This is a genomic window from Paraburkholderia sp. OAS925, assembly GCF_040543975.1.
GTDB lineage: Bacteria > Pseudomonadota > Gammaproteobacteria > Burkholderiales > Burkholderiaceae > Paraburkholderia > Paraburkholderia graminis.
In genome coordinates this window covers 1,476,448-1,502,582 of the sequence record NZ_JBEUNO010000001.1, presented here as the reverse complement: position 1 = coordinate 1,502,582, position 26,135 = coordinate 1,476,448, and the positions used below count along the sequence as shown (strand labels likewise).

26 protein-coding genes are annotated in these 26,135 nt (G+C 61.6%); 17 read left to right on the top strand and 9 right to left on the bottom strand.

Annotated elements, in window-relative coordinates:
* The first annotated feature begins 3 nt into the window (after positions 1–3).
* Positions 4–321 carry a GIY-YIG nuclease family protein gene (locus ABIE53_RS06525; protein WP_029970043.1) on the top strand — a complete coding sequence of 106 codons (318 nt, stop codon included), beginning with the start codon at positions 4–6 and terminating at the stop codon, positions 319–321.
* A 68-nt stretch (positions 322–389) separates the two neighbouring features.
* On the opposite strand, the gene ABIE53_RS06520 is transcribed toward ABIE53_RS06525, so the two are convergent.
* Together ABIE53_RS06520 and ppa are read right to left on the bottom strand one after the other, a co-directional pair.
* Positions 390–2,504, bottom strand: coding sequence for an FUSC family protein (locus tag ABIE53_RS06520; RefSeq protein ID WP_107707166.1), 2,115 nt, complete (start codon positions 2,502–2,504; stop codon positions 390–392).
* 286 nt (positions 2,505–2,790) lie between these two features.
* On the bottom strand, positions 2,791–3,318 hold the full coding sequence (gene ppa / locus ABIE53_RS06515) for an inorganic diphosphatase (RefSeq protein ID WP_006048449.1): 528 nt from the start codon (positions 3,316–3,318) through the stop codon (positions 2,791–2,793).
* A gap of 284 nt (positions 3,319–3,602) precedes the next feature.
* On the opposite strand from ppa, the gene ABIE53_RS06510 reads away from it, so the two are divergent.
* From ABIE53_RS06510 to ABIE53_RS06495, 4 genes are all read left to right on the top strand, one after another.
* A complete protein-coding gene (locus ABIE53_RS06510) occupies positions 3,603–5,042 on the top strand; it encodes an aldehyde dehydrogenase family protein (protein ID WP_107707355.1) in 1,440 nt (479 codons plus the stop codon).
* Between the two features lie 60 nt (positions 5,043–5,102).
* Positions 5,103–5,861, top strand: coding sequence for an SDR family oxidoreductase (locus tag ABIE53_RS06505; RefSeq protein WP_107707167.1), 759 nt, complete (start codon positions 5,103–5,105; stop codon positions 5,859–5,861).
* 177 nt (positions 5,862–6,038) lie between these two features.
* Positions 6,039–7,358 carry an MFS transporter gene (locus ABIE53_RS06500; RefSeq protein WP_006048452.1) on the top strand — a complete coding sequence of 440 codons (1,320 nt, stop codon included), beginning with the start codon at positions 6,039–6,041 and terminating at the stop codon, positions 7,356–7,358.
* A gap of 152 nt (positions 7,359–7,510) precedes the next feature.
* Positions 7,511–8,236 carry a hypothetical protein gene (locus ABIE53_RS06495; protein WP_107707168.1) on the top strand — a complete coding sequence of 242 codons (726 nt, stop codon included), beginning with the start codon at positions 7,511–7,513 and terminating at the stop codon, positions 8,234–8,236.
* On the opposite strand, the gene ABIE53_RS06490 is transcribed toward ABIE53_RS06495, so the two are convergent.
* Positions 8,218–9,192: a transcriptional regulator GcvA gene (locus ABIE53_RS06490; RefSeq protein WP_258196081.1), complete on the bottom strand. Its 975-nt coding sequence runs from the start codon at positions 9,190–9,192 to the stop codon at positions 8,218–8,220. The genes ABIE53_RS06495 and ABIE53_RS06490 overlap by 19 nt on opposite strands.
* A gap of 179 nt (positions 9,193–9,371) precedes the next feature.
* Between ABIE53_RS06490 and gstA the strand changes: the two genes are divergently transcribed.
* Together gstA and ABIE53_RS06480 are read left to right on the top strand one after the other, a co-directional pair.
* Positions 9,372–9,983 carry a glutathione transferase GstA gene (gstA, locus tag ABIE53_RS06485; RefSeq protein ID WP_107707170.1) on the top strand — a complete coding sequence of 204 codons (612 nt, stop codon included), beginning with the start codon at positions 9,372–9,374 and terminating at the stop codon, positions 9,981–9,983.
* Positions 9,984–10,071: 88 nt separating this feature from the next.
* Positions 10,072–10,833 carry an Imm50 family immunity protein gene (locus ABIE53_RS06480; protein ID WP_165919804.1) on the top strand — a complete coding sequence of 254 codons (762 nt, stop codon included), beginning with the start codon at positions 10,072–10,074 and terminating at the stop codon, positions 10,831–10,833.
* Between the two features lies 1 nt (position 10,834).
* On the opposite strand, the gene ABIE53_RS06475 is transcribed toward ABIE53_RS06480, so the two are convergent.
* Positions 10,835–11,773: a LysR family transcriptional regulator gene (locus tag ABIE53_RS06475; protein ID WP_029970053.1), complete on the bottom strand. Its 939-nt coding sequence runs from the start codon at positions 11,771–11,773 to the stop codon at positions 10,835–10,837.
* A gap of 130 nt (positions 11,774–11,903) precedes the next feature.
* Between ABIE53_RS06475 and ABIE53_RS06470 the strand changes: the two genes are divergently transcribed.
* From ABIE53_RS06470 to ABIE53_RS06455, 4 genes are all read left to right on the top strand, one after another.
* Entirely contained in the window at positions 11,904–12,761 is an 858-nt protein-coding gene (locus tag ABIE53_RS06470) for a class I SAM-dependent methyltransferase (protein WP_107707171.1), read from the top strand.
* Entirely contained in the window at positions 12,758–13,588 is an 831-nt protein-coding gene (locus ABIE53_RS06465) for a DUF8737 domain-containing protein (RefSeq protein ID WP_107707172.1), read from the top strand. The genes ABIE53_RS06470 and ABIE53_RS06465 overlap by 4 nt, the downstream gene beginning before the upstream one ends.
* 255 nt (positions 13,589–13,843) lie before the next feature.
* Positions 13,844–14,278: a hypothetical protein gene (locus tag ABIE53_RS06460; protein WP_107707356.1), complete on the top strand. Its 435-nt coding sequence runs from the start codon at positions 13,844–13,846 to the stop codon at positions 14,276–14,278.
* Positions 14,275–14,538, top strand: coding sequence for a hypothetical protein (locus ABIE53_RS06455; RefSeq protein ID WP_258196082.1), 264 nt, complete (start codon positions 14,275–14,277; stop codon positions 14,536–14,538). Before ABIE53_RS06460 ends, ABIE53_RS06455 begins: the two co-directional genes overlap by 4 nt.
* Before the next feature lie 187 nt (positions 14,539–14,725).
* Here the strand turns inward: ABIE53_RS06455 and ABIE53_RS06450 are convergent, their stop codons facing one another.
* From ABIE53_RS06450 to ABIE53_RS06435, 4 genes are read right to left on the bottom strand one after another with little or no spacing between them, the layout of a single operon-like run.
* Complete coding sequence (locus tag ABIE53_RS06450; RefSeq protein ID WP_006048456.1) at positions 14,726–15,892, bottom strand: ABC transporter permease; 1,167 nt, start codon at positions 15,890–15,892, stop codon at positions 14,726–14,728.
* A gap of 6 nt (positions 15,893–15,898) precedes the next feature.
* On the bottom strand, positions 15,899–17,053 hold the full coding sequence (locus ABIE53_RS06445; protein ID WP_006048457.1) for an ABC transporter permease: 1,155 nt from the start codon (positions 17,051–17,053) through the stop codon (positions 15,899–15,901).
* A 21-nt stretch (positions 17,054–17,074) separates the two neighbouring features.
* Entirely contained in the window at positions 17,075–17,779 is a 705-nt protein-coding gene (locus ABIE53_RS06440; RefSeq protein WP_107707173.1) for an ABC transporter ATP-binding protein, read from the bottom strand.
* Positions 17,780–17,798: 19 nt separating this feature from the next.
* A complete protein-coding gene (locus tag ABIE53_RS06435) occupies positions 17,799–19,001 on the bottom strand; it encodes an efflux RND transporter periplasmic adaptor subunit (RefSeq protein ID WP_107707174.1) in 1,203 nt (400 codons plus the stop codon).
* A 343-nt stretch (positions 19,002–19,344) separates the two neighbouring features.
* Here ABIE53_RS06435 and ABIE53_RS06430 point away from each other — a divergent pair, with 343 nt between their 5' ends.
* From ABIE53_RS06430 to ABIE53_RS06415, 4 genes are all read left to right on the top strand, one after another.
* Entirely contained in the window at positions 19,345–19,629 is a 285-nt protein-coding gene (locus tag ABIE53_RS06430; RefSeq protein ID WP_053857709.1) for a DUF3303 domain-containing protein, read from the top strand.
* A 413-nt stretch (positions 19,630–20,042) separates the two neighbouring features.
* Positions 20,043–21,443: a tetratricopeptide repeat protein gene (locus tag ABIE53_RS06425; RefSeq protein ID WP_107707175.1), complete on the top strand. Its 1,401-nt coding sequence runs from the start codon at positions 20,043–20,045 to the stop codon at positions 21,441–21,443.
* A 51-nt stretch (positions 21,444–21,494) separates the two neighbouring features.
* The gene (locus tag ABIE53_RS06420; protein WP_107707176.1) at positions 21,495–21,977 is read left to right on the top strand and encodes a glycoside hydrolase family 108 protein; all 483 of its coding nucleotides are present in this window, start codon (positions 21,495–21,497) and stop codon (positions 21,975–21,977) included.
* Positions 21,977–22,666 carry a hypothetical protein gene (locus ABIE53_RS06415; protein WP_107707177.1) on the top strand — a complete coding sequence of 230 codons (690 nt, stop codon included), beginning with the start codon at positions 21,977–21,979 and terminating at the stop codon, positions 22,664–22,666. The genes ABIE53_RS06420 and ABIE53_RS06415 overlap by 1 nt, the downstream gene beginning before the upstream one ends.
* Positions 22,667–23,263: 597 nt before the next feature.
* Here ABIE53_RS06415 and ABIE53_RS06410 read toward each other — a convergent pair.
* Positions 23,264–23,830: a hypothetical protein gene (locus ABIE53_RS06410; RefSeq protein ID WP_132384548.1), complete on the bottom strand. Its 567-nt coding sequence runs from the start codon at positions 23,828–23,830 to the stop codon at positions 23,264–23,266.
* A 190-nt stretch (positions 23,831–24,020) separates the two neighbouring features.
* Between ABIE53_RS06410 and ABIE53_RS06405 the strand changes: the two genes are divergently transcribed.
* Both ABIE53_RS06405 and ABIE53_RS06400 read left to right on the top strand, forming a co-directional pair.
* Positions 24,021–25,091, top strand: coding sequence for a hypothetical protein (locus ABIE53_RS06405; protein ID WP_107707179.1), 1,071 nt, complete (start codon positions 24,021–24,023; stop codon positions 25,089–25,091).
* 521 nt (positions 25,092–25,612) lie between these two features.
* Entirely contained in the window at positions 25,613–26,083 is a 471-nt protein-coding gene (locus tag ABIE53_RS06400; RefSeq protein ID WP_192700159.1) for a hypothetical protein, read from the top strand.
* Positions 26,084–26,135: the final 52 nt, after the last annotated feature.

Below are 26,135 nucleotides of genomic sequence, written 5' to 3'. Positions count from 1 at the left end.
TCCGTGGCGTGGTTTCTCTATCTGCTCGAATGCTCGGACGGCAGCGTCTACACCGGCATTGCGACCGACGTCGACGCGCGTTTCGAAAAGCACGTCAGCGGCGCCGGCGCGCGCTATACGCGCTCGCGCAAGCCGGTGCGCGTGCTGGCATCGTTCGAACTGGCGGATCGTTCGAGCGCGTCGCGCGCCGAGTATTGGGTGAAGCGCTTGACGCCCGCGCAGAAGCGGACGCTGGCGGCGGGTGGGCGGACGCTCGAGTCGGTGATGCCGGAGCCTGAGCCGGCTCTGGATGATGATGAAGTCGAAGGCGACGCGGCGTGAACGGCGTGCGTTCGCTGATCAGTTGGCGGTGACTGTGCCACCGTCAGCCACGCTTCATTAACGCCCAATCACCCCCGCGCTTCGCGCATCCGCTCCGTCAGCAAGCGCTGCATCAACGCAAGCTCGCCCACTGCATCCGCTTCGAGCGATGTCAAACGTTCGCGCGCCGGCAACTCATGCCGCAGCGGCACGATCGCGCGATTCAGCGACGCCTCGATGTCCGCGCTCACCGCCTCCACCCACGCGCGAAGCTCGGCGTGCACATCGTGAGCTTCACGCCGGTTCGCGCTCAAGCGCAACTGCGTCGCCGTGCCCGCCATCTTGCGCAGCACGCTCAGCACCGTCAGCGTGACCGTGTCGACCATCGAGTGCTCCAGCTTTTCGAGGCGAATCCGTGCGATCGCCTCTTCGGCGTTATTGCTGCCGAGGCCCGCCGCCCTGCGCAGGCGCTCCATATCCTTTTCCGTGCGACGCGGCGATTCGAGCGCGGCAAGCAGATACGCCAGATTGGCGCGCACGGCGTCGCCGAGATACGCGCGGTAATCGGTTTTCTCGCGCGTCGGCCATAGATAGAACGTGGCGAACAGCGCGAGCACGCAGCCGAGCACATTGTTGCCGAGCCGCGTGAGCGCATACGCGATCTCGCTCGCGCCGGGCGTCGCGAAGTCGGCCACGAGCACGAACGTCGGCGTGAGGAACAACACGAACAAGCTGTAGCTGACGGGGCGCAAGGCCATCGTCGCCATCACCAGCGGAAAGACTGCGAGCGAAATGCCGAGCGGCGAATGAATCGCATAGCCGATGCCCGCCGCCAGCACACCGCCGACAATGCTGCCCGCCGCGCGCTCGATGCTGCGCGGCCAGGTCGCGGCAATCGAAGGTTGCAAGATCAGCAGCGTCGCCATGGTCGCCCAATAGCCGAACGGCAAGCCGAGCACGCGGATCACGACAAAGCCCGCGGTCGTCGTGACGCCGACGCGCGCCGCATGGCGCAAGCCGACCGACTCCAGCGACAGGTTTGCCTTCAGCGTCGACCAGACCCGCGCCAACGTGATCGCGACACTCCCTAAGAAATGCGGCGGCGCCTGTACCGGCGTGAAGTCGACGAGTTCGAAGTCGGACTTCAGCTTGACCGGCTCCATCAGCGCGGTTTCAAGACGCCGCGCGAGCCGGCGCAAGCGCAACTGCAATTTCACGAGATGCGTCCAGCGCGCTTCGTTCGCATCGGCGCCGATGTTGCGCAGCGTCTCGCCCAGCGCCGTGAGCAAACGTGCCGCGCGTCTGATGTGGCGAGCGTGGTGTTCGTCGCCGGGCATTTTTTCGCACGCGCCCGAGACGGCGATCAGATACGCGAACAACGCCTCGCCTTCCGTCAGCAAGCCGAGCAGCGCGTCGTAGGTCTCGCGCGCGGCGGTTCGCGTCGGCGGCACGCGCGCCAGCGCCTTGCGCGAGCGCTCCAGCGCCGCGCGCGCATCGGCGCGAAACTGCGCCGCATGCGTCGCCCATTCGCGCGGCGTGCTGCGCTGTTCAAGCAGACGGGCGCTGTCGAACGCAATATCCGCGAGCCGCAGATACACCGTGCGCAACGAAGCGCGGCTTGCGCCAAACGGCTGAATGCGCCACACGGTCAGGCTCAACGCGACCGCGAACAGGCAGCCGATCAGATAGACGCCGAGAAACGCGAGCCCTTCGCGGACGTCGTGCATCGGCCGGTCGACCATGACGACGCAGGCGGTCGCGGCGAGAATCGTCACTTGCGAGGTCGCCGCGCCCCAGATGCGGCCGAACGCGCCAAGGCTCGTGAAGACGAGGACTGCGAGCGCGGCAACCACCGTGCCGCTCGCCGACGCGAAAGCGGTGAGCCCGCCGCATGCGGTGGAGAGCAGCGCGAAGCCCATCATCGATGCAAAGCGGGCGCGGTTTGAACCGGCGGCATCGGCGAGACAGGTCCAGAATGCGCCGATCGCGGCCCACGCGAAGACCGGATCGTGCAGCAAGTTGCCGAGCGCGAGCATCGCCGTCGATGCGCACGCGGCGCGCAAGCCTTCGGAGAGACTGGCCTCGCTGGCGGAGAACGACACCATCCACACCGGCCGCTTGCGATAGATCGCCGTGGCGATCGCATACAGCCGGTTCGACCAGCGAGGCAAGGAACGCGGCGTAGTGGACTTGCGGTTCGTCATCCGGACAGTGGGCTCCTGAGGCGGCGTGTGGCTGGGCAATGGCAGATTGGGCCGCGGTCGGGACAATCCGCCGCGGTCACAAATCATAAGGGTTTATACCTGGATATAAAAATGGCTTCGGTTCATCCGCGCGATGCAGTTGGGCTATACGAGCGCGCCGCGAGTGCAATTGCCAATAAAAAACCGCGCGGCCCGTTCGGGCTCGCGCGGTTTTGCGCACCTGGCTGGCGTCTGGCGTCTTACTTGGCGGGCCGATGATTCGATCTCATCGACGCGCTAAAGCCATTTACTTCTTGTAGTTCGCCACGCCTTCGCTGATTTCCTTGTGCGCGGCTTCCATGTCGGCCCAGCCTTCGACCTTCACCCACTTGCCCTTCTCCAGCGCCTTGTATTGCTCGAAGAAGTGCTTGATCTGGTCCTTCAGGTAGGCCGGCACGTCGTCGATCGACTTCAGGCTTGCGGTCATCGGGCAGATCTTGTCGTGCGGCACCGCAATCAGCTTCGCGTCCACGCCCGATTCGTCGGTCATTTGCAGCATGCCGAGCGCGCGGGCGCGAACCACCGAGCCTGCCAGCAGCGGAAACGGCGTGATCACCAGCACGTCGACCGGGTCGCCGTCGCCCGACAGCGTCTGCGGAATGAAGCCGTAGTTTGCCGGATAGCGCATGCCGGTGCTGATGAAACGGTCGACGACGAGCAGGCCCAGGTCCTTGTCGGCTTCGTACTTCACCGGGTCGCTTTGCGCCGGGATTTCGATGATGACGTTGAAATCTTGCGGAAGGTCTTTCCCTGCGGGGACGTTATTGAAGCTCATGAGCGCTCTCTGGTCAGATGGAATTCGGAGCACGGCATGCGGCGCGTGGCCCGAGGCGATGCATGATGAAACTCGCCCCGAACGCGAGCGCTGCGGCCGGACAGTGCGGAATGCGCCATTATAGCCAATCGGCCGATGGCATCCGTCGGCGGATCGGCGCGATAATCATCAGGCGTCGCTCGATTGTGCCTCTCGTTTATGAACACCGCGTAACGGCGTTCGTTCAGCGTTCCGTCGAACTTCTGTGGAACGTGCGCCGGTTGCGGACATGTCAAGGAGTCTGCATGGAAGAAGCCCGACACTTCATCGGCGGCGAGTGGGCCGCTGCTTCAGGCGGCGAGACCATCGCCGTGCTCGATCCCTCGGACGGCCAGCCGTTCACGCAACTCGCGCGCGGCACAGCGGCGGACATCGACGCCGCCGTGCACGCCGCGCGCCGCGCGTTCGAAGGTGCATGGGGCGCGGCGAGCGCGGCCGAACGCGGACGCGTGCTGTACCGGCTGTCGATGCTCGTCGCCGCGCATCAGGAAGAACTGGCGCAGCTCGAAGCACGCGATACCGGCAAGCCGCTCAAGCAGGCGCGCGCCGATTCGGCTGCGCTCGTGCGCTACTTCGAGTTCTACGCGGGCGCGGCCGACAAGCTGCATGGCGAGACGCTGCCCTACCAGGCCGGCTACACGGTGATGACGATCCGCGAGCCGCACGGCGTGACCGGCCACATCGTGCCGTGGAATTATCCGATGCAGATTTTCGGGCGCAGCGTGGGCGCGGCGCTCGCGGCGGGCAATGCGTGCGTCGTCAAGCCCGCCGAAGACGCGTGCCTTTCGGTGCTGCGCGTCGCCGAACTGGCGGCCGAAGCGGGCCTGCCCGCAGGCGCGCTCAATGTCGTCACCGGTTATGGACACGACGCGGGAGCGGCGCTCGCGCGTCATCCGGGCATCGATCATATTTCGTTCACCGGCTCGCCCGAAACCGGCAAGCTCGTCACGCAAATGGCCGCCGAGAACCACGTGCCCGTCACGCTCGAGCTGGGCGGCAAGTCCCCGCAAATCGTTTTCGCCGACGCGGACCTCGACGCCGCGCTGCCCGTGCTCGTTTCCGCGATCGTGCAGAACGCCGGGCAAACCTGTTCGGCGGGCAGCCGCGTGCTGATCGACCGCGGGATTTACGAGCCGCTGCTCGACCGGCTGAGCGGCGCGTTCAACGCGCTGCGCGTCGGTCCGTCGCATGCGGATCTGGATTGCGGCCCGCTCATCAACGCGAAACAGCAGCAGCGCGTGTGGGACTTTCTGTCCGACGCGCAGCATGACGGCATCGCGATGGCCGCGCACGGCGAAGTGATTCCCGAGGCGCCGGAAAGCGGCTTCTATCAGGCGCCCACGTTGTTGCGCGACGTGCCCGCGAGCCACCGCCTTGCCCGCGACGAAGTATTCGGCCCCGTGCTCGCCGCCATGTCCTTCAGCGACGAAGACGAAGCGCTCGCGCTCGCCAACGGCACGCAATACGGCCTGGTGGCCGGCATCTGGACACGCGACGGCGCGCGCCAGATGCGTCTCGCGCGGCGTCTGCGCTCGGGCCAGGTGTTCATCAACAACTATGGCGCGGGCGGCGGCGTCGAATTGCCGTTTGGCGGCGTCAAGCATTCGGGCCACGGACGCGAGAAAGGATTCGAGGCGCTGTATGGCTTTACGGTGCTGAAGACGATTGCGATCCGGCACGGCTAGTTCGTGTCTCTGCATGCCCCGACTTACGCATCAACATCTACGACAAACAATGGAGACATCATGCGGTTGACAGGTAAAACGGCCATCGTCACGGGTGGCGGCTCGGGTTTCGGCGAAGGCATCGCGAAGACCTACGCGCGCGAGGGCGCGAACGTCGTCGTCAACGATCTCAACGGCCCCGCCGCCGAGCGCGTCGCGAGCGAAATTGCGCTGGCGGGCGGCAAGGCGATTGCAGTGACGGGCAACGTCGCGCAACGCGAGGACTGGCAAAAGCTGCGCGAGGCGGCGCTCGAAGACTTCGGCAGCGTGCAGATCGTCGTCAACAATGCGGGCACCACGCATCGCAACAAGCCGGTGCTCGAAGTGACCGAAGCCGAGTTCGACCGCGTGTACGCGGTGAACGTCAAGAGCATCTACTGGAGCGTGCAGGAGTTCGTGCCGTATTTCCGCGAGCAAGGCGGCGGCAGCTTCATCAATATCGCGTCGACGGCGGGCGTGCGGCCGCGCCCTGGACTCGTCTGGTACAACGGCAGCAAGGGCGCGGTGATCATCGCGAGCAAGTCGCTGGCGGTGGAACTCGGGCCGGACCGCATCCGCGTGAATTGCGTGAATCCGGTGATCGGCGAAACGGCTTTGCTGTCCGAATTCATGGGCGTCGAAGATACGCCTGAGAACCGCAAGCGCTTTCTCGCGGGCATTCCGCTCGGACGCTTTTCGACGCCGCAGGACATTGCGAACGCCGCGCTCTATCTGGCTTCGGACGAAGCGGAGTTCATCACCGGCGTGTGTCTGGAAGTGGATGGCGGGCGCTGCGTGTAGTCGTGGCTCTGGCGTTGGGTTTGGCGTTGGTGGCGTTGCCCTGAGCAAGCGCCGTTCACGTACGGCGCTTGCCGGGCTCAGTGTTTTCCCCCGGTATCTAATTGACGTGCGAGCCGCGCCGCACGGCTAGAATCGATCGACGCGGCACTTCAATTCCACAAGAAAAGAGGAGACACCATGGCTAGTCCCGCAGATCCGCTCCACCATCCCGGCGCGGGTGCGCCGCCTTCCACGTTCGAAGAGGCGACCTATCGCAAGGTCAACTGGCGGCTCGCGCCGCTCCTGATGCTCTGCTACGTGGTCGCGTATCTCGACCGCGTGAACGTCGGCTTCGCGAAGCTGCAAATGACGAGCGACCTCGGCCTGAGCGATGCGGTTTATGGCTTTGGCGCAGGCATTTTCTTCGTCGGCTACTTTTTCTTCGAGATCCCAAGCAATGTGATTTTGCACAAGGTGGGCGCGCGCGTGTGGATTGCGCGGATCATGGTGTCGTGGGGCGTGATCTCCATGCTGACCATGTTCGTCACCACGCCGACCATGTTCTACGTGATGCGCTTTCTGCTCGGTATTGCCGAAGCGGGTTTCTTTCCCGGCATCATTCTGTATCTCACCTACTGGTATCCGTCGCATCGGCGCGGACGCATGACGACGTGGTTCATGACGGCGATTGCGCTCTCGGGAGTGATCGGCGGGCCGGTGTCGGGCTATATCCTGAAGACGTTCAATGGCGTGAACGGTTGGCACGGCTGGCAGTGGCTGTTTCTGCTCGAAGGGCTGCCGTCGGTGCTGGTGGGCATTCTGGTTTTCGTCGCACTCGATGATCGTATTTCGAAGGCCAAGTGGCTGACCGACGAAGAAAAGGAACTGCTGCAGCGCCACGTTTCCGCGGAAGAAGCGACCAAGCACGACATGCCGATTCGCCAGGTGCTGACGAGCGGCCGCGTGCTGATGCTTAGCCTCACTTACTTTTCGTTCGTGATGGGTTTGTATGGCGTGAGCTTCTGGCTGCCGACGATCATTAAGGCGACTGGCGTGACGGATGCGTTCGCGATCGGCCTGCTCTCCGCGATTCCGTTCGCGGCGGCGGTGGTGGCGATGGTGCTGGTTGCGCGCAGCGCGGACCGCATGCGGGAGCGTCGCTGGCATATTGCGTTGCCGGCGTTTGCGGGAGCCGTTGGACTGGTGCTTTCGGTGGTGTACACGCACAACACCGTGCTCGCGATGGCTTCTCTCACGCTTGCGACGATGGGCATTCTCACTACGTTGCCGCTGTTCTGGAGTTTGCCGACGGCGATTCTTGCGGGAACGGGTGCCGCGGCCGGGATTGCGATGATTAATTCGATTGGCAATCTTGCGGGGTTTTTGAGTCCGTATGCGGTGGGGTGGTTGAAGCAGGCGACTGCGGCTAATGATTCGGGGATGTATATGCTGGCGGCGTTTCTGGTTCTTGGGGGACTGCTGGCGATTAGTGTGCCCGCGAGGATGGTTAATCGGTGAGTGGTTGAGTGATGGGACAAGCCTCGGCGGTTATGTGCCGCTGGGGCTTTATGCTGTTACAAAACGCGATGTCGTCGAGTTCACGGTATTGCCCCCGACGAACCATAGGTCTCTGTACGTTTACCTTGGTTTATACGCTTTCGAGGGCGCACATGAGATACGGCAAAGAGTTTTTCGACCTGCAACTTCGCTTTGCGCGCGTGGTCGCTGCGCTGGCAGCGATACCGTTGGAGCAAGCACTTCTCGACTATACAAACTTGTCCGTGCGCTTCGGGCTGGGCCGAGCGTTCGATCAGGACCACCCGACGTGGCGCCGATATATACAAGGATTAAGCCAAACCACGCACGCGAGCGACTGGACATATAGCTTTTATCTCGCCCATGCGCAGGCAGGCAGAGAGACGCCGTTGGTGGCGACATTCGGCTGCTTTTCGTATGCAACACCGGATAGCCAATCCATACGCTTGCACTTTCAGAACACCGATGCCGCGACCGTCTCGCCGTTGAGCATTGATCGGCTGCCGATGCGGCTTTCCGAACTTCAGGCGCTATTCGATCACGTACGCAGATACGAACCAGAGGCCGAAAGCGTACTCGGGACTTCGTGGCTCCATAACCTCCGGGCCTATCAGCGACTCTTTCCGGAAGCGTATATCGCAAGCGCTACGGTTGCGGACAAGCGCTTTCGTAACATGTCCTTATGGGGCCAATTTCTCGACCGCAACGGAGGATTGAAAGTTGGCTTTACTGAGGAATTTTTGCGCAGGCTTTCGAAGACAACGACAGTGAGAGAACTCGCATCCTGCTTTCCGCTTCAAGCATTGGCTGTCAGCGCGCCGATCACTCAATTTCATACGTTCTACGACAGCGCAATGTGATCGTCACCGACCGCGTCAACGTTGTCATCGAAATCGGCGAGCCCAACGGTAGCCTCATTTCGCGAATCGCCAATCACGCCCATGAGCCACGTGCGCAGCGCCACCACCTTCGCGCAGTTGGCGAGATCATGCGGCGAGACGAGATAAAACGCGCGGTCGGTTATGACCGACTTGCCAAACGGCGCGATAAGGCGGCCGGCGCGCAAGTCGTCCTCCACGTAAGCACGCCGCCCGATGCACACGCCGTGACCCTCTACCGCGGCTTGCACGGCCATCAGCGCGAGATCGAAAGTCAGCCGCGCGCCCCCGCGCAAATTGGTTGGCAGCTTGGCCGCGTCGAGCCAGATGCTCCAATCGTTGCTTGTCACGCCGCTCACCTGCAATAGCGTGTGATGAGCGAGATTGTCGACGCTCGTGAGTGGATGACTGCCCGTCAGCAGCTTTGGACTGCATACCGGGAAGATCTCGTCGTCCATCAGCCGGTCAACGCGCAGCCCTTTCCATTCGCCGCTGCCGTAACGAATTGCCGCGTCCGCGCCACCGGCCACGAAATCGATCAAGTCAGTAGAAGCGCTCAGGCGAATGTCGATATCGGGATGCTTAAGACGAAATGACCCCAAGCGTGGCAGCAGCCATTTAGATGCGAACGTGGCAAGCGTGGAAATGGTGAGCGTACTCTTGTTGGAGCCTTCGAGCAGTTGCTCGGTGGAGAAGCGTAACTGCTCAAACGCGAGGCTCACTCCCTGCAAATAGGCCTGCCCCGACGCAGTCAATTCCAGGCGCTCCTTGAAGCGATGAAACAGGCGGATGCCCAGTTCATCCTCGAGACGCCGTATCTGATGGCTAACCGCCGTCTGCGTCACATTCAGTTCGGCGGCCGCCTTGGTGAAGCTCATATGACGCGCGGCACATTCGAATACTTTCAAGCCGTTCAGTGAGGGAAGTTTCCCCGCCATTGCATTGCACCGTGTATAGCAAACCTGTAGACAGACCACGCTCGTTAAGCGGTCGATTCGGCATCTCGCTGCCGTCATGACAATTTCTCATATCGTAGCAGGCGAGATGTCGTTTGCCAGGAGACCAGCTTGTTGCGATGCTTCGCGCTCGATCTGACCGCAACAGAAGGACCTAACTCATGAAACTCTATTTCGCCGCCAATGCGTGCTCTCTGTCGCCGCATATCGTTCTGCGCGAACTCGGCCTGCCGTTCGAACTGGTCCGCGTCAACAACAAGACGAAGCAGACGTCCGAGGGCCGCAGTTTCCTCGACGTGAACCCGAAGGGCTATGTCGCCGCGCTCGTACTCGACAACGGCGAAGTGCTCACCGAAGGGCCGGCGATTCTTCAGTACCTGGCGGACCTGAAACCGGAGAAGATGCTCGCGCCGGCGAACGGCACCTGGGAACGTGTGCGACTCCAGGAAACGCTGAACTTCATCACGTCGGAAATTCACGCTGGCTGCGCCCCGCTGTTTAGCAGCGAGATTCCTGGGAGCGTGAAGGACATCGTCAAAGAGAAGTTCTATAAGCGCCTCGACAATCTCGACGCCACGCTTTCGCGCAAAGACTACTTGCACGACGAGTTCGGCGTGGCCGACGCCTATCTGTACACGGTGCTGTCGTGGCTGCCGATATTCTCGATAGACATCAAGCGCTGGCCGGCACTCGCACGCTTTCAGGACCGCATTGGCGCACGCCGTTCAACTCGAGCCGCGTTGGCAGCCGAGGAAGCCGCGCCCGCGGTCTAAAGCTACGCGAGAGCGACAGTATCGCGATCGATCTGCAAATAGCTTGCGCTCTACGATGATGCCTGTTAGAACGTCGGCGATTTCCTATATGAGCGCGGATACAGCGTCCGATCCCAAGCGCGGCATAGAAGGATTGATGACCAGTAGTACCGAGAGAGAGATAAAAATGCAGCTTCAGTCAAACTACGCCAAGACGTTTAGATGCGTTCGGCAGAATGAAAGGCGCTTGCCTTATGACATTGGTTATCACCTCATTCAGCGCGACGACGGTACCTTCATCTATGGCTTTGAAATCGTACAGGAGAAGGGCAATGGTCGCCTCGCAAGCGGCGCGACTACGCTTGACTTCCGGGGATCGCTCGAAGAGGCGGAACGATACCTCGTAAACAAGCTGGAGCTGATAGTCGAGGGTTTGCCGGAGTCGTGGGAATCGGACCGATACAAGAACCGCAAGGAAACGGACGAGAGTGCGGTCAAGCATGCCTGGTTGATACGAAGTATCTTTGGTTATTGGCCCAACTTTCACGATGCCGAGGTACTTGAAGTAACCCTGCGCCGGGTGAATGCGAACGGAGCATGGCATACCGATATGGAGCTCGTAATCCGTCATAGTGGACAGGACAATCCGGCATGGAACGGGCATCATGCGCCTTGCAGGATTACATTCTTTCTTGAGGAAGTAGAGGGAAGCGGGTTCACAACTGAAAACGTGTCTGATCCGTCGTGGATTTATGATTTGCGGTTTTCTCACTGCGACGATGGTCGCATCCAGGTCGACCTGAATCCGTCGACAGGTTTGGACATTCTGCTTTACTGCCGTGCTGCAACCGTGACACGTATCGAGCCGTAAGTCATCTCGTCCCCGGGACTTTCCTGCTACCCGCCGCACGGCTCTTCACATGATCGATGAACGCGCGCAGCTTCGGCATGATCTGCCGGCGGCTCGGATAGTAGAGAAACACGCCCGGCATCATCGGTGCGAACCGCTCCAGCACAGCTACCAGTTTCCCGGTTCGCAGTCCTTCAGCGACCATCGGCTCAGGCAGTTGGGCAAGGCCTATGCCTTCGACGGCCGCGCCGAGCATCGTGGGGAAATCATGGGCGATGAAAGGGCCGCTTACGGCGATCTCGATCGCGTTGCCGTCGTCGTTGAATGACCACGGCGCCAGCGCGCCGCCGGACCTGCGCCATCGCAAGCACGCGTGCTGACGCAGATCGTCCGTGTGCTCGGGCCGGCTGCGCGCCGCGAAGTATGCAGGGCTGCCGACGACAACAAAACGAAACGGCGGCGTCAACGGCACCGCGACCATGTCGGCGTCGACGAACTGACCGAGCCGTATGCCGGCGTCGAACCCTTCGCTTGCAAGGTCGATCAGCTCGTTGCTTGCGGCGATCTCCACTTCGATCTCGGGATAAGCCTCGCAGAAAGTTGCGATCAAGGGTTCGAGGAGGATCGGCACCACCGCGCGCGGCACTGAAAGACGCAGCAATCCGGTGGGCCGCTGCCCGAGGCCACGCGCAACCTCGCTGGCGGCGACAAGCTCCTCGAAGGCGGGCTTCGCGCGCGCAAGAAATTGTTCGCCGGCTTCAGTCAGTCCGACGCTGCGCGTAGTCCGCATGAAGAGCGCTGCGCCAATGCGTTCTTCCAGTACACGCACCGCCTGGCTGATGGCCGACGGCGTCACGCCGAGTTCCGCGGCTGCCCGGCGAAAACTGCGATGCCGGGCAACGCTCAGAAACGCCTCCACGCCATCCAGCGCGCCCTGCCTGACTGTGAAGATCTGCTTCATAGCCCGTCAACATTGTGAGGAATAGTCGCTCGCGAGTGACGATGGTACACCTATGTCTGTCGACGAGCAGTCGCGCCAACGCCGGCTCGCAAGCCTTCGACAACCCGCCAGGACCGTGGAGAAACCTGCAATGAACGATGCACTGGATGACGTGCGCGGTTACTATCGCGCGACCGGCCTGACCGGGCGGCTGAGGGTCGCCCTCAGTGCCTTTGGACCGGAGGATCAGCCGCTAACACCGCAGCAATTGGCCGCCCTCGACCAGTTTCACACACGCGGTCTTGCCGCCACCGCCGAGCTTGCCGGATTGGCCCGAATCACCGCGGATATGTCGGTGCTGGACGTCGGTTCGGGCGTCGGCGGGCCGGCCCGTTTTCTGGCCGCTACGTATGGTTGCCGCGTGACAGGCATCGACCTCAGCGAGCCGTTCGTGGATGCCGCACGTTATCTCACGCAGCGAACGGGGCAAAGCGAACAGGTGTCGTTCCATACGGCGAGCGCGCTGGAACTTCCCTTCGAAGACGCCCAATTCGACGCCGTATTCCTGCAGCACGTGGCGATGAACATCACCGATCGCGCACGGCTTTACCGGGAGATCGAACGCGTGCTGAAGCCAGGCGGCAGGTTTGCGACGTTCGACGTCGTCGTTGCAAACGGCGGCGAACCACACTACCCCGTGCCTTGGGCACGAACGCCGGCAACAAGTTTTCTCCTGACCGCCGATGCAACGCGCGAGGCGATCGAGCAAGCAGGTCTTCGCACGCTGGCATGGCAAGACGACACCGACACTGCAAAGGCCTGGTTTGCAGAGCTGCGTGCGTCAGGGCCGCCGCCCTCGCCCAATCTCGGCGTGGTGATGGGTCCGGACTTCGCGCAGCTTACGACCAACCTTGGGCGAAATATCCTGGAAGGCCGACTCGGCATACTGACAGCGGTGTTCGAGGCGGCATCCGCGAAGACTGCGCATCACCTGGAGAATGGTCAATGACCGTCGTCCGCGTTCCCGTCGATAGCGTCTCGCCGGGTCCAGCGTGGCGCAGCCTGTTTTGGCTCGTCCCGTTGGTCGCGCTATGGATCGCGTTGATCTATTGGCAGCCGATCATCCCGACCAGCGGCGTTCCGACCACAGTTCATCAGTTGAGTGCTCATGCGCTGATTGCACTAGGTTTGTGGCTCGGCCTCGAAAGCACAGACCTCACGCCGGCCCAACGCCGTGCCACCTGGCTCGCGGTCATGATCCCAGACACGCTTTGGTTCGCTGTCGTCTGGAGCGCGGCGATCAATGGCGCTTTCCGCGCAGGCGTCTCACCATTGCCGTTGTTGCCGTTGGCGATCTTCCTGCCGGTGATGATCGGCGCACCGCTGTTGCTGTTGTCGAAGCGGGTGGGACGCGTGCTCGATGGGATGCCGGCCAGTTGGCTCGTCGCTCTTCAGCTTTACCGCGTATTCGGCAGTTGGGCGCTCGCTGCCTGGCTGCATGGACTGCTGCCAGGCGTCTTCGCGTTGCCGGCGGGAATTGGCGATGTGTTGACCGGCCTGTTCGCCGTGCCGGTGGCAATCGCCGTGGCGAGCGGTGCGAGTCGAGGGCGGAACGCTGCGATCGCCTGGAACCTCTTCGGCCTCGCCGACTTCGCCGTCGCGATTACTTTGGGGATGCTCACCTCGCCCGGCCCGTTGCAGTTGATCCATCCGGCTATGCCGAGCATCGGCGCGGGCGCTTATCCCGACGTGCTGACACCTGCGTTCGTGGTGCCGGGCTCGATCCTGTTGCACGCGTTGTCGCTGCGTCAGTTGATCCGGCGACGCGCCCGCTGATTTGCATCATGGACTTCAATGCGCGAGACAACATCTGACAGGAGGCAACATGCCACCGGAACACATGTTTCCGCGTTCTTTTTGCTGCTGCGCCATCAGCGTAAGGCGGCTCGCAGTTACTCGTCTTTCTGCAAGTCATGACATTGCCGAGGCATTTTCGGTCCGAATCAGCATGGCGCCAATCAACGAATCGCTAAAGAAAATTCGCGTTTTACCGAAATCCAATAAGAACGTTTTTTATCGATGCGGAAATTCATGAACTTGCGATTGAAATCCTGGCTACTGGCCCTCGCACTGAGCGCTGCCTGTGCCGGTATCGTGGCCTACGTCAATCTCATGCTCGTCAACCCAGGGCATGCCCAGCCGCTATGGCTGATGCAGCTGCATATAGTTTGTGCGTTCGTCGGGGCACTAACCGGTACCCGTTTCGTGCAAGGGGCGCCAGCCGCACTGCAGGGACCCACCTCGCGAGCCACGATCGCGCAGGGCGTCGTCGCCGATAACAGAACAGTTACCGTGAATTTCATCGTCCCCGGAAAGAGTGCCTTCTTCTCGACGGGCCGCTGCTTCATGATTCTCTGCTTTGTACTGTGCTTCATGGTGCAGTTCGTCACCGTCGGTGAGCCGTCCGACGACGCGCTGCGCTCGCCGACCGCCCCGGGTCAGCAAATGCGGAAGCTGAGCACGTGAGGCCGATTGGTAAGCCGCGCGAGGAATTGCCGGCGGCAACGGCGGACGTTCCCCGCAGGTCCCGGCTTCAAACGCTCGCTGTCTCCTTGCTCGCATTGGGCATCGCGTCGATCTGCTTCGGACTCTTCGGCCTGATCCAGGCGTTCGACGTTTTTGACGTTGCGATTGCGTTCAAGGTGTGGTTTTTGCGCGCCGTTGTCGCGCTTGTAATCGGCGTGATTGCCGTGCATTTCGGCGGTAAGTGTGTGGAAGCGCTTTAGGGGTGAGCTTAGCGAGCCGCTAGTTCTACTACGTTGAACGACTAGAACACCGCCAAGTCATCCGGTCGAAGTTTGCTCCGTTCTCGGAGTTGGAAAGAGACTCCAACGTTGAGCGATGTACTCCTGGCCGCCACCACTCCCGCAAACACTACCTACCGGCAATTCCAACTCCCCACACGCCATCCACTCACCTCGCCCGCAACGCATCCACAACATTCATCCGGGACGCGCGCAACGCGGGCAAAAAGCCGCCGACCAACCCCATCGTCACCGAGAACGCCAATGTCTTCCCGACAATCGCGGGCGTCAGGATGAAGCGGAACGACAGGTCCGCGAAGGTCTGGAAGTTGGTTGTCGAGAACGACGCGAACTGCATGAACGCTGCGCAGCCAAGCCCCGCGAGGCCGCCGACGAGCCCCAGTAGCATCGCTTCGATGAGGAACGCCGCGAGCACGTTCGCGCGCTTGAAGCCGAGCGCGCGCAACGTGCCGATCTCCGCCACGCGATTCGCCACGGACGCATACATCGTGATCATCGCGCCGATCATCGCGGCAATCGAAAAAATGGCCGACAGCGTGAAGCCGAGTATGTTGAGGAACGTCGACAGCGCCTTCGACTGGTCGCTGTAAAAAGTTCGCTCGCGTTTCGCGTCGTCGGCGAGGCGCGGGTCGACGTCGATATCGCTCCTGAAGCGCTCGAACTGATCGCTCTCTGAAAGCCGCACGACCATCGACGAATAACTCGTCCGGCGAAACGCCTGCATCAGCTGATCGGCATCGCCCCAGATCTCCGAATCGAAGCCGCTGCCGCCTGCGTCGAAGGTGCCGACCACGGTCCACTCGCGCTGCGCGAAACGCAAGTGCTCGCCGGGCTGCGTGCGCGCGAAGCCCTTCGCAATGCTGCTGCCGACCACGATCTCCGACGATCCCGGCGTGAAGAAGCGCCCCGATGCGAGCCGCACCTGCGGCCGCAAGCCGATGCCCGCCTGCGACACACCGCGTATCACCACGTTCGACGGTTTGCCCGAGCCGATTTTCGCGAGCGAGATCAGCACGACCGACTCTTTCGACGCGAGCCTTCGTCCGTCGCCGCCGATCGCGACGGCCGGATGCATCTCGATCACGTTGGCCTGATTGCGGTCGATCGCGCTCTGCACTTCCGTCTCCGCGCCCTTGCGGATCACGACGACGTTGTCCTCTTCGCCCGTCGAGACGAGCGTTTTCTTCAGGCCCGCGTCGAGCATCAGCACCGTCGAGAACACAAATACGACGAGCGCGAGTCCGCCCGCCGTGAGCGCCGTCGTCAGCCGGCGGGTCCACAGGTTGCGAGCGATATATGAAAGCGGAATGGCCACGATGCGCTACCCGATCGCCCGCAGGCCTTCGACGATCCGCACGCGCGCCGCCTGGATCGCCGGAATGATCGCCGCCGCCACGCCGACGACACCCGCACACGCCGCCTGCAACAGCACGGTGTCACGTGACACGTGGAAGACGGGGAATACACCGCCCGTCGCCTGCCGGAAGATACTGGCGGCGGGCGGCGTCAGCAGCATGCCGAGCCCGCCGCCCGCGATGCACAGCGTCAACGACTCGCCGAACATCAGCAGCGCGAGAAAGCCCGGTCCGAAACCGAGCGCCTTCAGCGTCGCGTATTCGACGGTGCGCTCGCGAGCGCTCATCGCCATCGCATTCGCCATCACGGCCATGATGATGACGATCACCACATACGACACGACGCGGATCGCCGCGATGATCTGATTCGACATCGCGACGAAGCCGAGCTGGAACGCCTGCTCCGTTTCGGTCAGCGTTTCTGCGAGGGAGTTTTTGAACACGTCGTCGACGTTGCGCGAGATCGCGGCGGCCTCCTCGGGAACAGCAATGCCCAGCACGTAGACACCGACCTGATCCGCGCGCCGCCCCGGCATTTTGCGCACCGATTCGTTCAGATAGTCCCAATGAAAAATGAGTTGCCGCGTGATCGTCGATTCGTCGCGGCCATCCATGATGCCGCGCACGACAAACTCCCAGGTGCCCGGATAGATCGTGCCTTTGATCGGGATGACGTCGCCGACCTTGAAGCCGAACTGCGTCGCGAGTTGCCGGCCGACGAGACAGCCCTTGCGGTCGCGTACGTAATCGCTGCGCTGTTGAGCGGGCACGATCAACTCGGGATAGAGGTCCAGATAGTTGTCCGACACGGCGAACTGCGCGAAGAAGTTCTTCGGCTCGCGATACACGCCGCCGAACCAGCTCGAGCGCGCAACCAGCGTCACGCCTTCCACGCCGCGAATGCGGTTCTCGTAGCTGAGCGGCAGCGAGAACGTCAGCGAAATGGCATTGCGCGTGACGAGGCGCGCGTTCGATGCGGCCGCGGCGCCCGCATACCACGCATCGACTACCGTATTGAGGAGCCCGTATGCGAGCACCGCGATGGTGAGCCCGAGCACCGTCAACGCAGTGCGCAGCTTGTGGCGCAGCGCGTTGCGCGTAATCAGCTTCAGCGCGTGCATGACAGGCTGCCGTCGCGCCGATCAGCGTGTGTCGCCATCGGTCAGCTCCCCTTTGTCCAGATGCACGAGCGCATTCGCGGCGCCTGCGGCATGCGCGTCGTGCGTGACCATGATGATGGTCTTGCCCAGTTCGCGGTTCAGACGTTGCAGCATCGCGAGGACTTCTTCCGCCGATGTGCGATCGAGGTCGCCGGTTGGTTCGTCGGCGACGATCAGCGTCGGATCGGTGATGACTGCGCGGGCAATCGCGACGCGCTGCTGCTGTCCGCCCGACAGCTCCGACGGATAGTGATGCGCGCGGTTCGCGAGATTGACCATCTCGAGCACCAGCTCGACGCGCTCGCGCCGCTCCTTGCGCGTGAGTCTCGTGAGCATCAGCGGCAACTCGATGTTCTCGAACGCCGTCAGCACCGGCATCAGGTTGTAGAACTGGAAGATAAAGCCGACGTTGGCCGCGCGCCAGTCGGCCAGCGCCGCTTCCGACAGTTGCGTGATATCGAGCCCGCCCACGCGCAGCACGCCGCCATCGGGCCGGTCGATGCCCGCAATCAGGTTGAGCAGCGTGCTCTTGCCTGAGCCCGACGGCCCCATCAATGCGATGAAGTCGCCTTCTTCGATCGAAAGCGTGATGTTCGACAGCACCGGCACCGTCTGCACGCCGCGCCGGTACGACTTCACGAGTTGCGATATCTCGACGAGCGGCGCAGCGCCATTCGCTCGGTTCATAGCTGGCTGCCCGCTCATGTTATGGCTTCGCCACGTTGACTTTCGCGCCGTCCGTCAACTGCGCGTCGGGCGCACGCACCAGCACGTCTCCTGCACGCACGCCGTCGAGCGCGATCAGATCGCCGAGTTTCGCGCCCGTCGTGACGGGCACCTGATGCACGGTCTCGTCCTTGATGACGAAGACGATGCTGCGTCCGTCGCGCTGAACGACGGCAGCCGGCTGCGCGGCGACGACGGGCCGCCGGTCCTGCGGCGGCACCGGCTTTGACAGGAAAGCGATCTTTGCGCTCATGTCCGGCAGCACGCGTGGGTCGCGATCGACGAAGCGCACCTTGACGAGCACCGTCGCCTTCGAGCGGTCGACGGTCGGCACGATGCGCGATACGCGGCCTGCGAGACGCAGTTCGGGGAGCGCGTCGAGCTGGATCTCGCAAGGCGCGTCGACGGCGATCTTCGCGATGTTCGATTCCGCGACATCCGCCTCGACTTCGAGCGTGTCCATGTCGGCGATGGTGACGACGGCCCCTTTGCTGTCGGACGCCTGAGAAAACGGCGTGATGTTGTCGCCGACGTTCGCATGCTTCTCGATCACCACGCCGTTGAACGGCGCGCGAATCACCGTCTGATCGACAGCAACCTGTGCGGCCTGCGCGTTCGCCTGCGCCGACACGATGGCCGCGCGGCTGTTGTCGATAGACGCCTGCGCCTTGTCGTAGCGCGCGAGATCGGCGTCGTACTGCGTCGCGGGCATCGCGCCGCTCGGCACCAGAATCTTAGAGCGGCGCAGGTTGAGTTCAGCGTTTTTCAGTTCGGCGACCTGCAGCGCGAGGTTCGCTTGCGCGACCTTCACCTGCGCCCTCGCCTGCGCCAGCGACGCCTCGACGTCCGCACTTTCCAGCCTGGCGATGACTTCGTCCTTTTTCACATGCGTGCCTTCGAGCACCCCGAGCCATTCGAGCCGCCCTTGTGCCTTCGACGCCAGGGCCGCCTTGCGTTGCGGCACGACGTAGCCCGTCGCGTTCAGCAAGGTGTAGCTCTGCGACGGATAAGCGGAGACGACCGACGTGGTTTGCACGGTGCGCGGGCTGGCGAAGCGCAAGCCCACGACGAGCGCGCCCACGACGATAAGCGCGGCCACCCCGTAGCCGGTCCAGTTGCGCCGACGGCGCGCAGTCACCGGCGCGCGGTCGATTTTGAGTCGTTTGAGATCGTGTTCAGCCAATTTTTTATCGGTTCGCCGGGCAGCGCTCGTGCTGCCCCGGCTACTCGCGCTATGGACGGGGAGTCAGTATAGCGCTGCGTCTGGCGTGGAAGCCTGCGGGTGGGGGACGGCGGCTCAAAACGACGATGCGCTGCGCGGCGGAGAAAGACTACGCGCCGCATTTCCCCTTCGGATGGCCGCTGCCTATCATTCTTTAGAAGGCCGAAGTGGCGGCATTGCCTCGCGGATAACGTCGGAAGAATCTGCGCCCGATGCAGGCTCTCACGCGCCGCATCCTGCGGCGCCTGCTGCGATGACGGCTTGCCACTGGCCGGCATCGTCGCGAGTCAAGTGGAGGTCCGCAATGAAATTCATTGTGCAGTGGAAGGGGCTACCGACGGCACAGCAATCGGCGATCGAACGTTTCATGAAGACGGGAGGCGCGCTGCCGCCCGATGGCATCACGATGCTCGGCCGTTGGCACGCAATCGGCGAGTTGAGCGGGTGCGCGATCGTCGAGGCCGACAGCACGGCCCCCCTGGCGGCGTGGGTGCTGCAGTTTGGCGATATCTTTACGTTCACCATTTCGCCCGCTGTCACCGACGAGGAACTCGGGAAGGCGTTGGCGGCGTTTCAGGCGGGGAGGTAAGGCCGGCAGACAGGGGCGTTAATCAGAATACCGATGCGCTTCTGTTTTTGTGTTCCAGGCTAGGGTCGGGCGCTGCCGATCGTCGTGCCCTCCACTCCACTCGGCCGTAGAATTGCTTAGCCCCTGCAGCGAGGGGTGCAAGGCGCTGATTTGGGCCGACTTGACCCAGTCACGCAAAGCCGCTGCTCATCCAGCACGCATCGACAGTGACCAGTCACCCTGTGCAATGTCTCCCCCAACCAAACTTCCACCGCTAACCGTCGGCTACCGAACGACACTTTCCCGCTCTCCGCACTGGCATACAACCCCACGCAGCCGCCGATAAAGGCACACCGTTCCATGGCACGGTCGATGCATAAACGACGCGGTCAAGAGTCGTCTATTGACCAACATCGGGCCGTACGAGGTGCGTCATGTCCAGTGCTCAGCAACAAGCCAGTCGCGGAACCCACCACGGCTTGCACGTCTTCTCCTGGCTGCGCGCCTTAAGGCTGATTTTCGGCGCGCCCAAAGCGTATTTGCCTTACGTGCTTCCGTGGCTGCTGGGAAGTCTCACTGTCGCGTTCTGCTATCTCGTCGTGCAAGGCGTGCTCAGGCAACAACTGCTGGTGCCGCCCGTGGCCACGCCGCCGTCTCTCGCCGAACGCGGCTACACATCCAGTTTCCTCGCCGAAAAGATCATGTCCGAGATGCGGGTGATCGGGCGCGATGCCGGTTCCATTCCCCACGACGCGCTGACCGCGAGCGAAGCGCAGCCCGACATCCAGATTCCCGGTCAGGACCTGTCCTATGCGACGACCGTGCGCTTTCTAAAAGAGGTCGTCGACCGGAAGGATGTGGTCGTTCATATCGGCATCACAAAGCTCGGCGATGCCGCGGATTCCTACATGGCTCACGTGCAGATCGAAGGCGGCGTGTTTCAGTCGCGCCAGGCCGAGGTGACGTTCGCGGGACGCGACATCGACAGGTTTGTGCGCGATATTGCCACTCAGGCGATGCGGCTTGCCGAGCCGAACATACTGGCCAGCCATCTGTTCACCGAAGTGCAGAAAACGAAATGCTCGCTTGCGCAATGCAATTACAGCGAGATCGTCGGCATCTACGATGAAGTGCTTGGGCTGCCCGCTTCGAAGCAGAGCGAATGGGCGGAGGCCGGCAAGGCGTGGCTGCTCGTGAGCCAGGGCCTCGCGAAAGACGCCGAAGCGCAGAGCCGCGAGGCGCTGCGCCGCTATGAAGGCTCGGCGATTCTGCGGGCCAGTCTTGGGATTGCGCTCGAGCAGCAGCACCGAATCGACGACGCGCTGGAACAACTCCAGGCCGGCGCAAAGAAATCATCGCGCACCGCCGAGAACTTGCGTCTCTTGGGCGACGTCATGTTGCACGCGCATCGTTATCCGGAAGCACTGAAGGCTTTCAGGGAAGCCGATCGTATGCAGCCGGACTCGGTCAACACATTGCACGACTGGGGTGAGGCGCTTATCGCGGTCGGGCGTCACAACGATGCGATTGCGAAGTTCTCTCAGGCCGTATCGCTTCGGCCGGATCTCGCGCCGTCGTATGCGGGATGGGGCCGTGCGCTCGAGCTAAGTGGCGAGATGAGCGAAGCGGCGCGCCGGTATGCGCAGGCATCGAAACTCGACAAGGATGTGCTCTCGCCGCACGAAGACCGTATCGCGCGGCTTAGCAAGGAGTATCAGGCGATCACGCGTTCCGACACGCCGGCTCCGGATGCGACGAGCCGCCCACGTTTAAATCAGCCCGCAAGACGTCAGCTCGAGGCAACGCAAAACCCGATCGCGATGCTGACGGCTTAGTGCAAAGGCATCCTCTTCAGCAATATCACGTAGCAGGCACGGAGACAGTAGATGAACAGCTTCGACGATGCGTTCAGGGCTCTGATCGGAAGCGAAGGAGGATATTCCTTCCATCCCGCGGACCCGGGCGGCGAAACGATGTGGGGCGTGACGGCACGCGTGGCGCGTAGCTCCGGTTATGCCGGCGCGATGAAGGACCTGCCGCTTGAAACCGCCAGGCAGATCGCCAAGGAAAAATACTGGGACCCGCTGCATCTGGATGAACTCGATCCACGGGTCGCCTTCCAGATATTCGATGCGAACTATAACGGCGGTCTCGTCGTGTTGTTGATGCAGAAGGCGTCCGGCGCTCAGGAAGACGGCAAGTTCGGCCCGGACACGCTGGACGCCGTCAAGAGCGCGGACCCGATGAGGTTTGTCCTGCGATTCGTGGCGTATCGGCTGCGGTATCTGCGAAACCTGCATACGTGGCCCACTTTCAGCCGCGGATGGACGGACCGTATGGCAACCAACCTTCTCCTTGGAGCAGCATGATGGACTGGTCAGAAGTAGCGTCGAGCATCGGCAGCACGGCCCCTTTGCTTGCGGGCCTGATAGGCGGCCCGAGAGGGTTGGGCGTGACTGCCGCCGCCGCCATCATCTCGCATACGCTTGGCATACCCAACGATCCGCACGCGATCGAAACCGCGCTAAACGACCCGACGGCACTCGACAAGCTCAGACAGGCCGAGCGCGCCAACGCGGTGCAGTTGCAGCAGTTGATGGTGACTGCGGCGCAGGCTCATCTTGCGCATGAGACCGACATGGCACGCATCCAGGCCGGCGATCGGGCCGACGCGCGCGCGATGGGCATTGCCAACAAGGATTGGGTGCCCAAGGCGCTCGCGATGGTGGTGACCGGCGGCTTCTTCGGCATCCTGCTGCTGATGGCCTTGAGGGAATTGCCTCACGAAAACCGCGATCTGGTGAACGTGGTGATCGGCGCGCTCGGCACGGCGTGGATCAGCATCATCGGCTATTACTTCGGTACGTCGGCGGGTTCGATGAGAAAGACCGAACTGCTCGCGAAGCCGAGTGTGCCAATCACCGCGGATAGTGCTGTTATGTTGAGGGAACCGGCGGCGGCGCCTCATCCGCATGCTGGGGGGAGTGCGCGGCATGTCGAGATGTTTCCGGCGTTTGTGCCGGGGGGACAGGGGCCGGTTTTTACTGGTGGAGCGTGAGGCGAAGGTGCGATGGTTGGTGTGTGCGGTTAGGAGTTGCGCTGGCGCGTGCGGTGAGACGGGAGTTGATATTCGCGGTTATCGCGATGTGCGAATGGCGGGCAAGCAATGTGTAGGCGGCTGGCTAACGACAATGCGCGGATGTGGGCAAAGGCAAAGATGGTGCCGGCCGCCGTGGGTTCATCGGTGCACGGCAGTTGAAGTTTGGAAGCCGCCGTTGATGTGCTGCGGGGTCCAACGGAGGTTGAGGAGCGTACGGAGCAGAGCGCGTTCGACGCAGGTCGGCCATCAAGCGACGTTCGCCCGCATCGGCACTTGGACATTCAGACGTCGAATCCGCCCTGCAAGCGGCCATTCAGCGCGCGGTCACACCTTGCTCCATCGGCGGTTGCGGTCATTTGTGGTGAGCGGCGAGGTCTACTTCCACGGCAGTAGCGACCGGGGTTAGACTTCGGTGCGCATTTATCGTGATTACTCTCGGGGAGCCTTGGTGGACCTACTGACTTTCACGCGGTGAGATCTGGTACCACGCAGACCAGCTGTCTGCGGCCGAAGCGAAGGCAATGGGTACTGAGCACGGTGCCGCCACGTAGCGACTTATATGTTCGGTGGCCCGGGATGTTCCCTGTGAAAGCGTATATGCTCTGCGCCGCTCATCTTGGGGTTCCCTTCCTTAAAGAATTTCCAAAGCGACTCGCAGGTATGCCCGGGCCACAGAAAATTGATCAAATGGATGTGGGGGCCACCTACCCGGAAGTGGTTTTCAAAAGGTGTGAGATCCCGGTTGTCGAAATAGAAGAAGTGCCAGTTTGAATGGTCCGCCGTATAGAACATATGGCCTACGAGGTAACGCCGATCCTGCAAGAGTTGGTGCCACTTCCGCCATGCTTTCATCGCAATTCGTGTCAGTGGACCTACAGTCGTGTGTCCAAGCGACTGACTATCTTCGTCGGTGTATTTGAGATTTGGCGGAAGAAAATCGCGATACGAGATCTGATGCCGCCACGGCAACTGACCAGCATCGCACGACGAAATAAGTGCGCCGAGTGCGTCCTCTGTGATGATCGCTGCTTTGCACAGCTTGCTCAAATCGCTTCTTTTATTGGCAACCAGGATTGCTAGGAGAGGCTCGATCTCCGTCATCGTCTGCTTTTGAAGGTCCATAACCCGCATCCAAAAACGCAATGCGTGCATTTTCGCATGGGCAGCATCGTCATCAGCATCGGACCGTGATCGGCCAGGAAGATACGTTGGACGGACCCGGAAGGATTATCGACAATCCACTCTCGCCTGCGGCGGCTACCATATGAATAGCCAAATCAGTCGCAATGATTGTTGAACGAAGGACAAATAGATGGCGCAATCTCACTCGACCACATACCCGCACGTAATTGAAATGAAGAACCTCACGCGGGATATTGATGGCCATTGGGAAACCATTGAGCCGCAGATTCAACAGTTTTGGCACAAGGTCCCAAAGGAATTGCGCCGTCGCGAATATGAACACGACGGATGCTCCGTTAGTGTGGATATCAATTGGCAACCGTTGGCGACCCGTCTTCGTCGTGATAACGAGCTTGTGCGGCCATTGAGAGAGAACCGGCCGCCAGTCAAAGATTGGCAGAAGAAGTTGTTACAGCCGACCCGGATCCGTGCAGAAGTCACCGTGAGCGGTGCCAACAAGGTTTGCTCCCACGATTGGTATCCAACTTTCTTTCTGGACACGTTCGTCCACGAAATATTCCTCATCGCTAATCTTTCCGTGCCCGGCTCGGCAGACTTTTACAGCGCGTCAATTGCTCGGCCGAACCAGCGCCATTCAACGGAAGTAAGACTGTCGGCGTTCGCATTTGATTGCGGCTGGACCGACTCACTGGATGGCGAGTGGCCCAGCCTGCAGGCGTTGCCACGCGAAGACGTCTGCAGATGGTTTGAAGCTTTGAACATCGGGTATAAGCAGCGAGCGGAAACGGGAATCGAAAGGGCGCTCTACGTGCTACTCCATTTGGCCCGCGACGATACACGAATCGACTCTGTGACGTGGCTCTTTCACGGACTTGAAGCATTAGTGTCAACAAAGGTTGGGGAAAGCGTCTCCGGGTTAGTGAGGCGCCTTGCAGCAGTTCTCGATCTCGACGAACTCAGCCAAAAGCGACTGAACAAGCGGTTACGCCAACTGTACGACTGGCGCAGTTCTTTCGTACACGGTGGTTACGCAGTGCCACATCCAGCCAGCAGCGAAGTGATTGACCGACGTCTGGACGCTCATCTGATGGAACTTCACAATCTCAGGCAGTTCGGTGCGTCTTTGCTCATCGCAACGCTTCAGGCTTTGATAAAAAAACGGATCGTTGAATTGCGTTTCGATGAACAGCTCGTGACCACGACCATTGGGGCTCGGATGGACGACAGATCAAAAACTTGATTTTGGATCCCGTCGGATTTGCTACAAAGTTAGGAGCCACTGGTTGACGAGCATCCCAGAGCGAAGAAAGCCCGCTTTTCTGTACGGCTAACTGCTTTCATAAGTGAACAAGACATCCGGAGCGTGGTGCATCCTCCTCGGTGAACGACCGCTTTTGAAAGATATGAGCATCTGCTCCGGGTCGATCTCGCCCCCTCACTGCCCCCCCATTTAACATTCCGAAGCATTCCCCCAACTCCCCCAAATTCAAGACAGTCCCACTCCCCTATAATCACCAAGTCGCCGGGAGACACCCAGCGACCAGGTTTAGCAGCCTGACGTTCCAACCGCACATCCGCCCAGGCGGGTGTGCGTCTACTGCTGCACGTCTATACTTTCTATGGGCGGGCTGTGGTGGGGGAGCCGCGAGGCTCGCCGGATTGTTGGAACGCCGGTCTGCTAACCCCGCCACGTGCCCGCTCACCCTTCCTCAAAAAAGCGCGTGTCCGGGCGATCCAAAGCAGCATCAGGGAGATCGCACCATGACCAAGCCCATCAAGAATCCCAAGCCTTCGCGCCCACCCGTCGACGCACTCCAGTACGAAAAACTCGCTCTATCCGCGTTCGATCTCTGCGACCGGCAGGTAGCGCAACTGGACACCTTGATCACACTTGCGTCGTCGATAGTTAGAAATCCTGCCGTTTCACGCGACGAAAGGCACCGCCGTCAAAAGCTCATCGAACTGTTGCTCGACACAGCAGAGCAGTATCAGCAGGAACTCGAATGCGACCGCGAGTTGTTCCAGGTGATCGCACTCGATGCGAAGGGCGTCCCGCGCAGCCGCATCACCGCGCAGCATGCGACGAAGCTGCTCACCGAAGCATCGCAGAGAGCAAAAGCCTCTTCGACCGCCGCGGACGGAAGCGCATCGCGCGGCAAAAACGCGTCCACGAAACGCGCCGCCTCCGTGACCGCAAACATCACGCAACCACCCGCAGCCGCACCACACTAAGTAACGGCCGCAACCCGCGCAAACTACAAACCAACCGCACAAGCAACAAAAA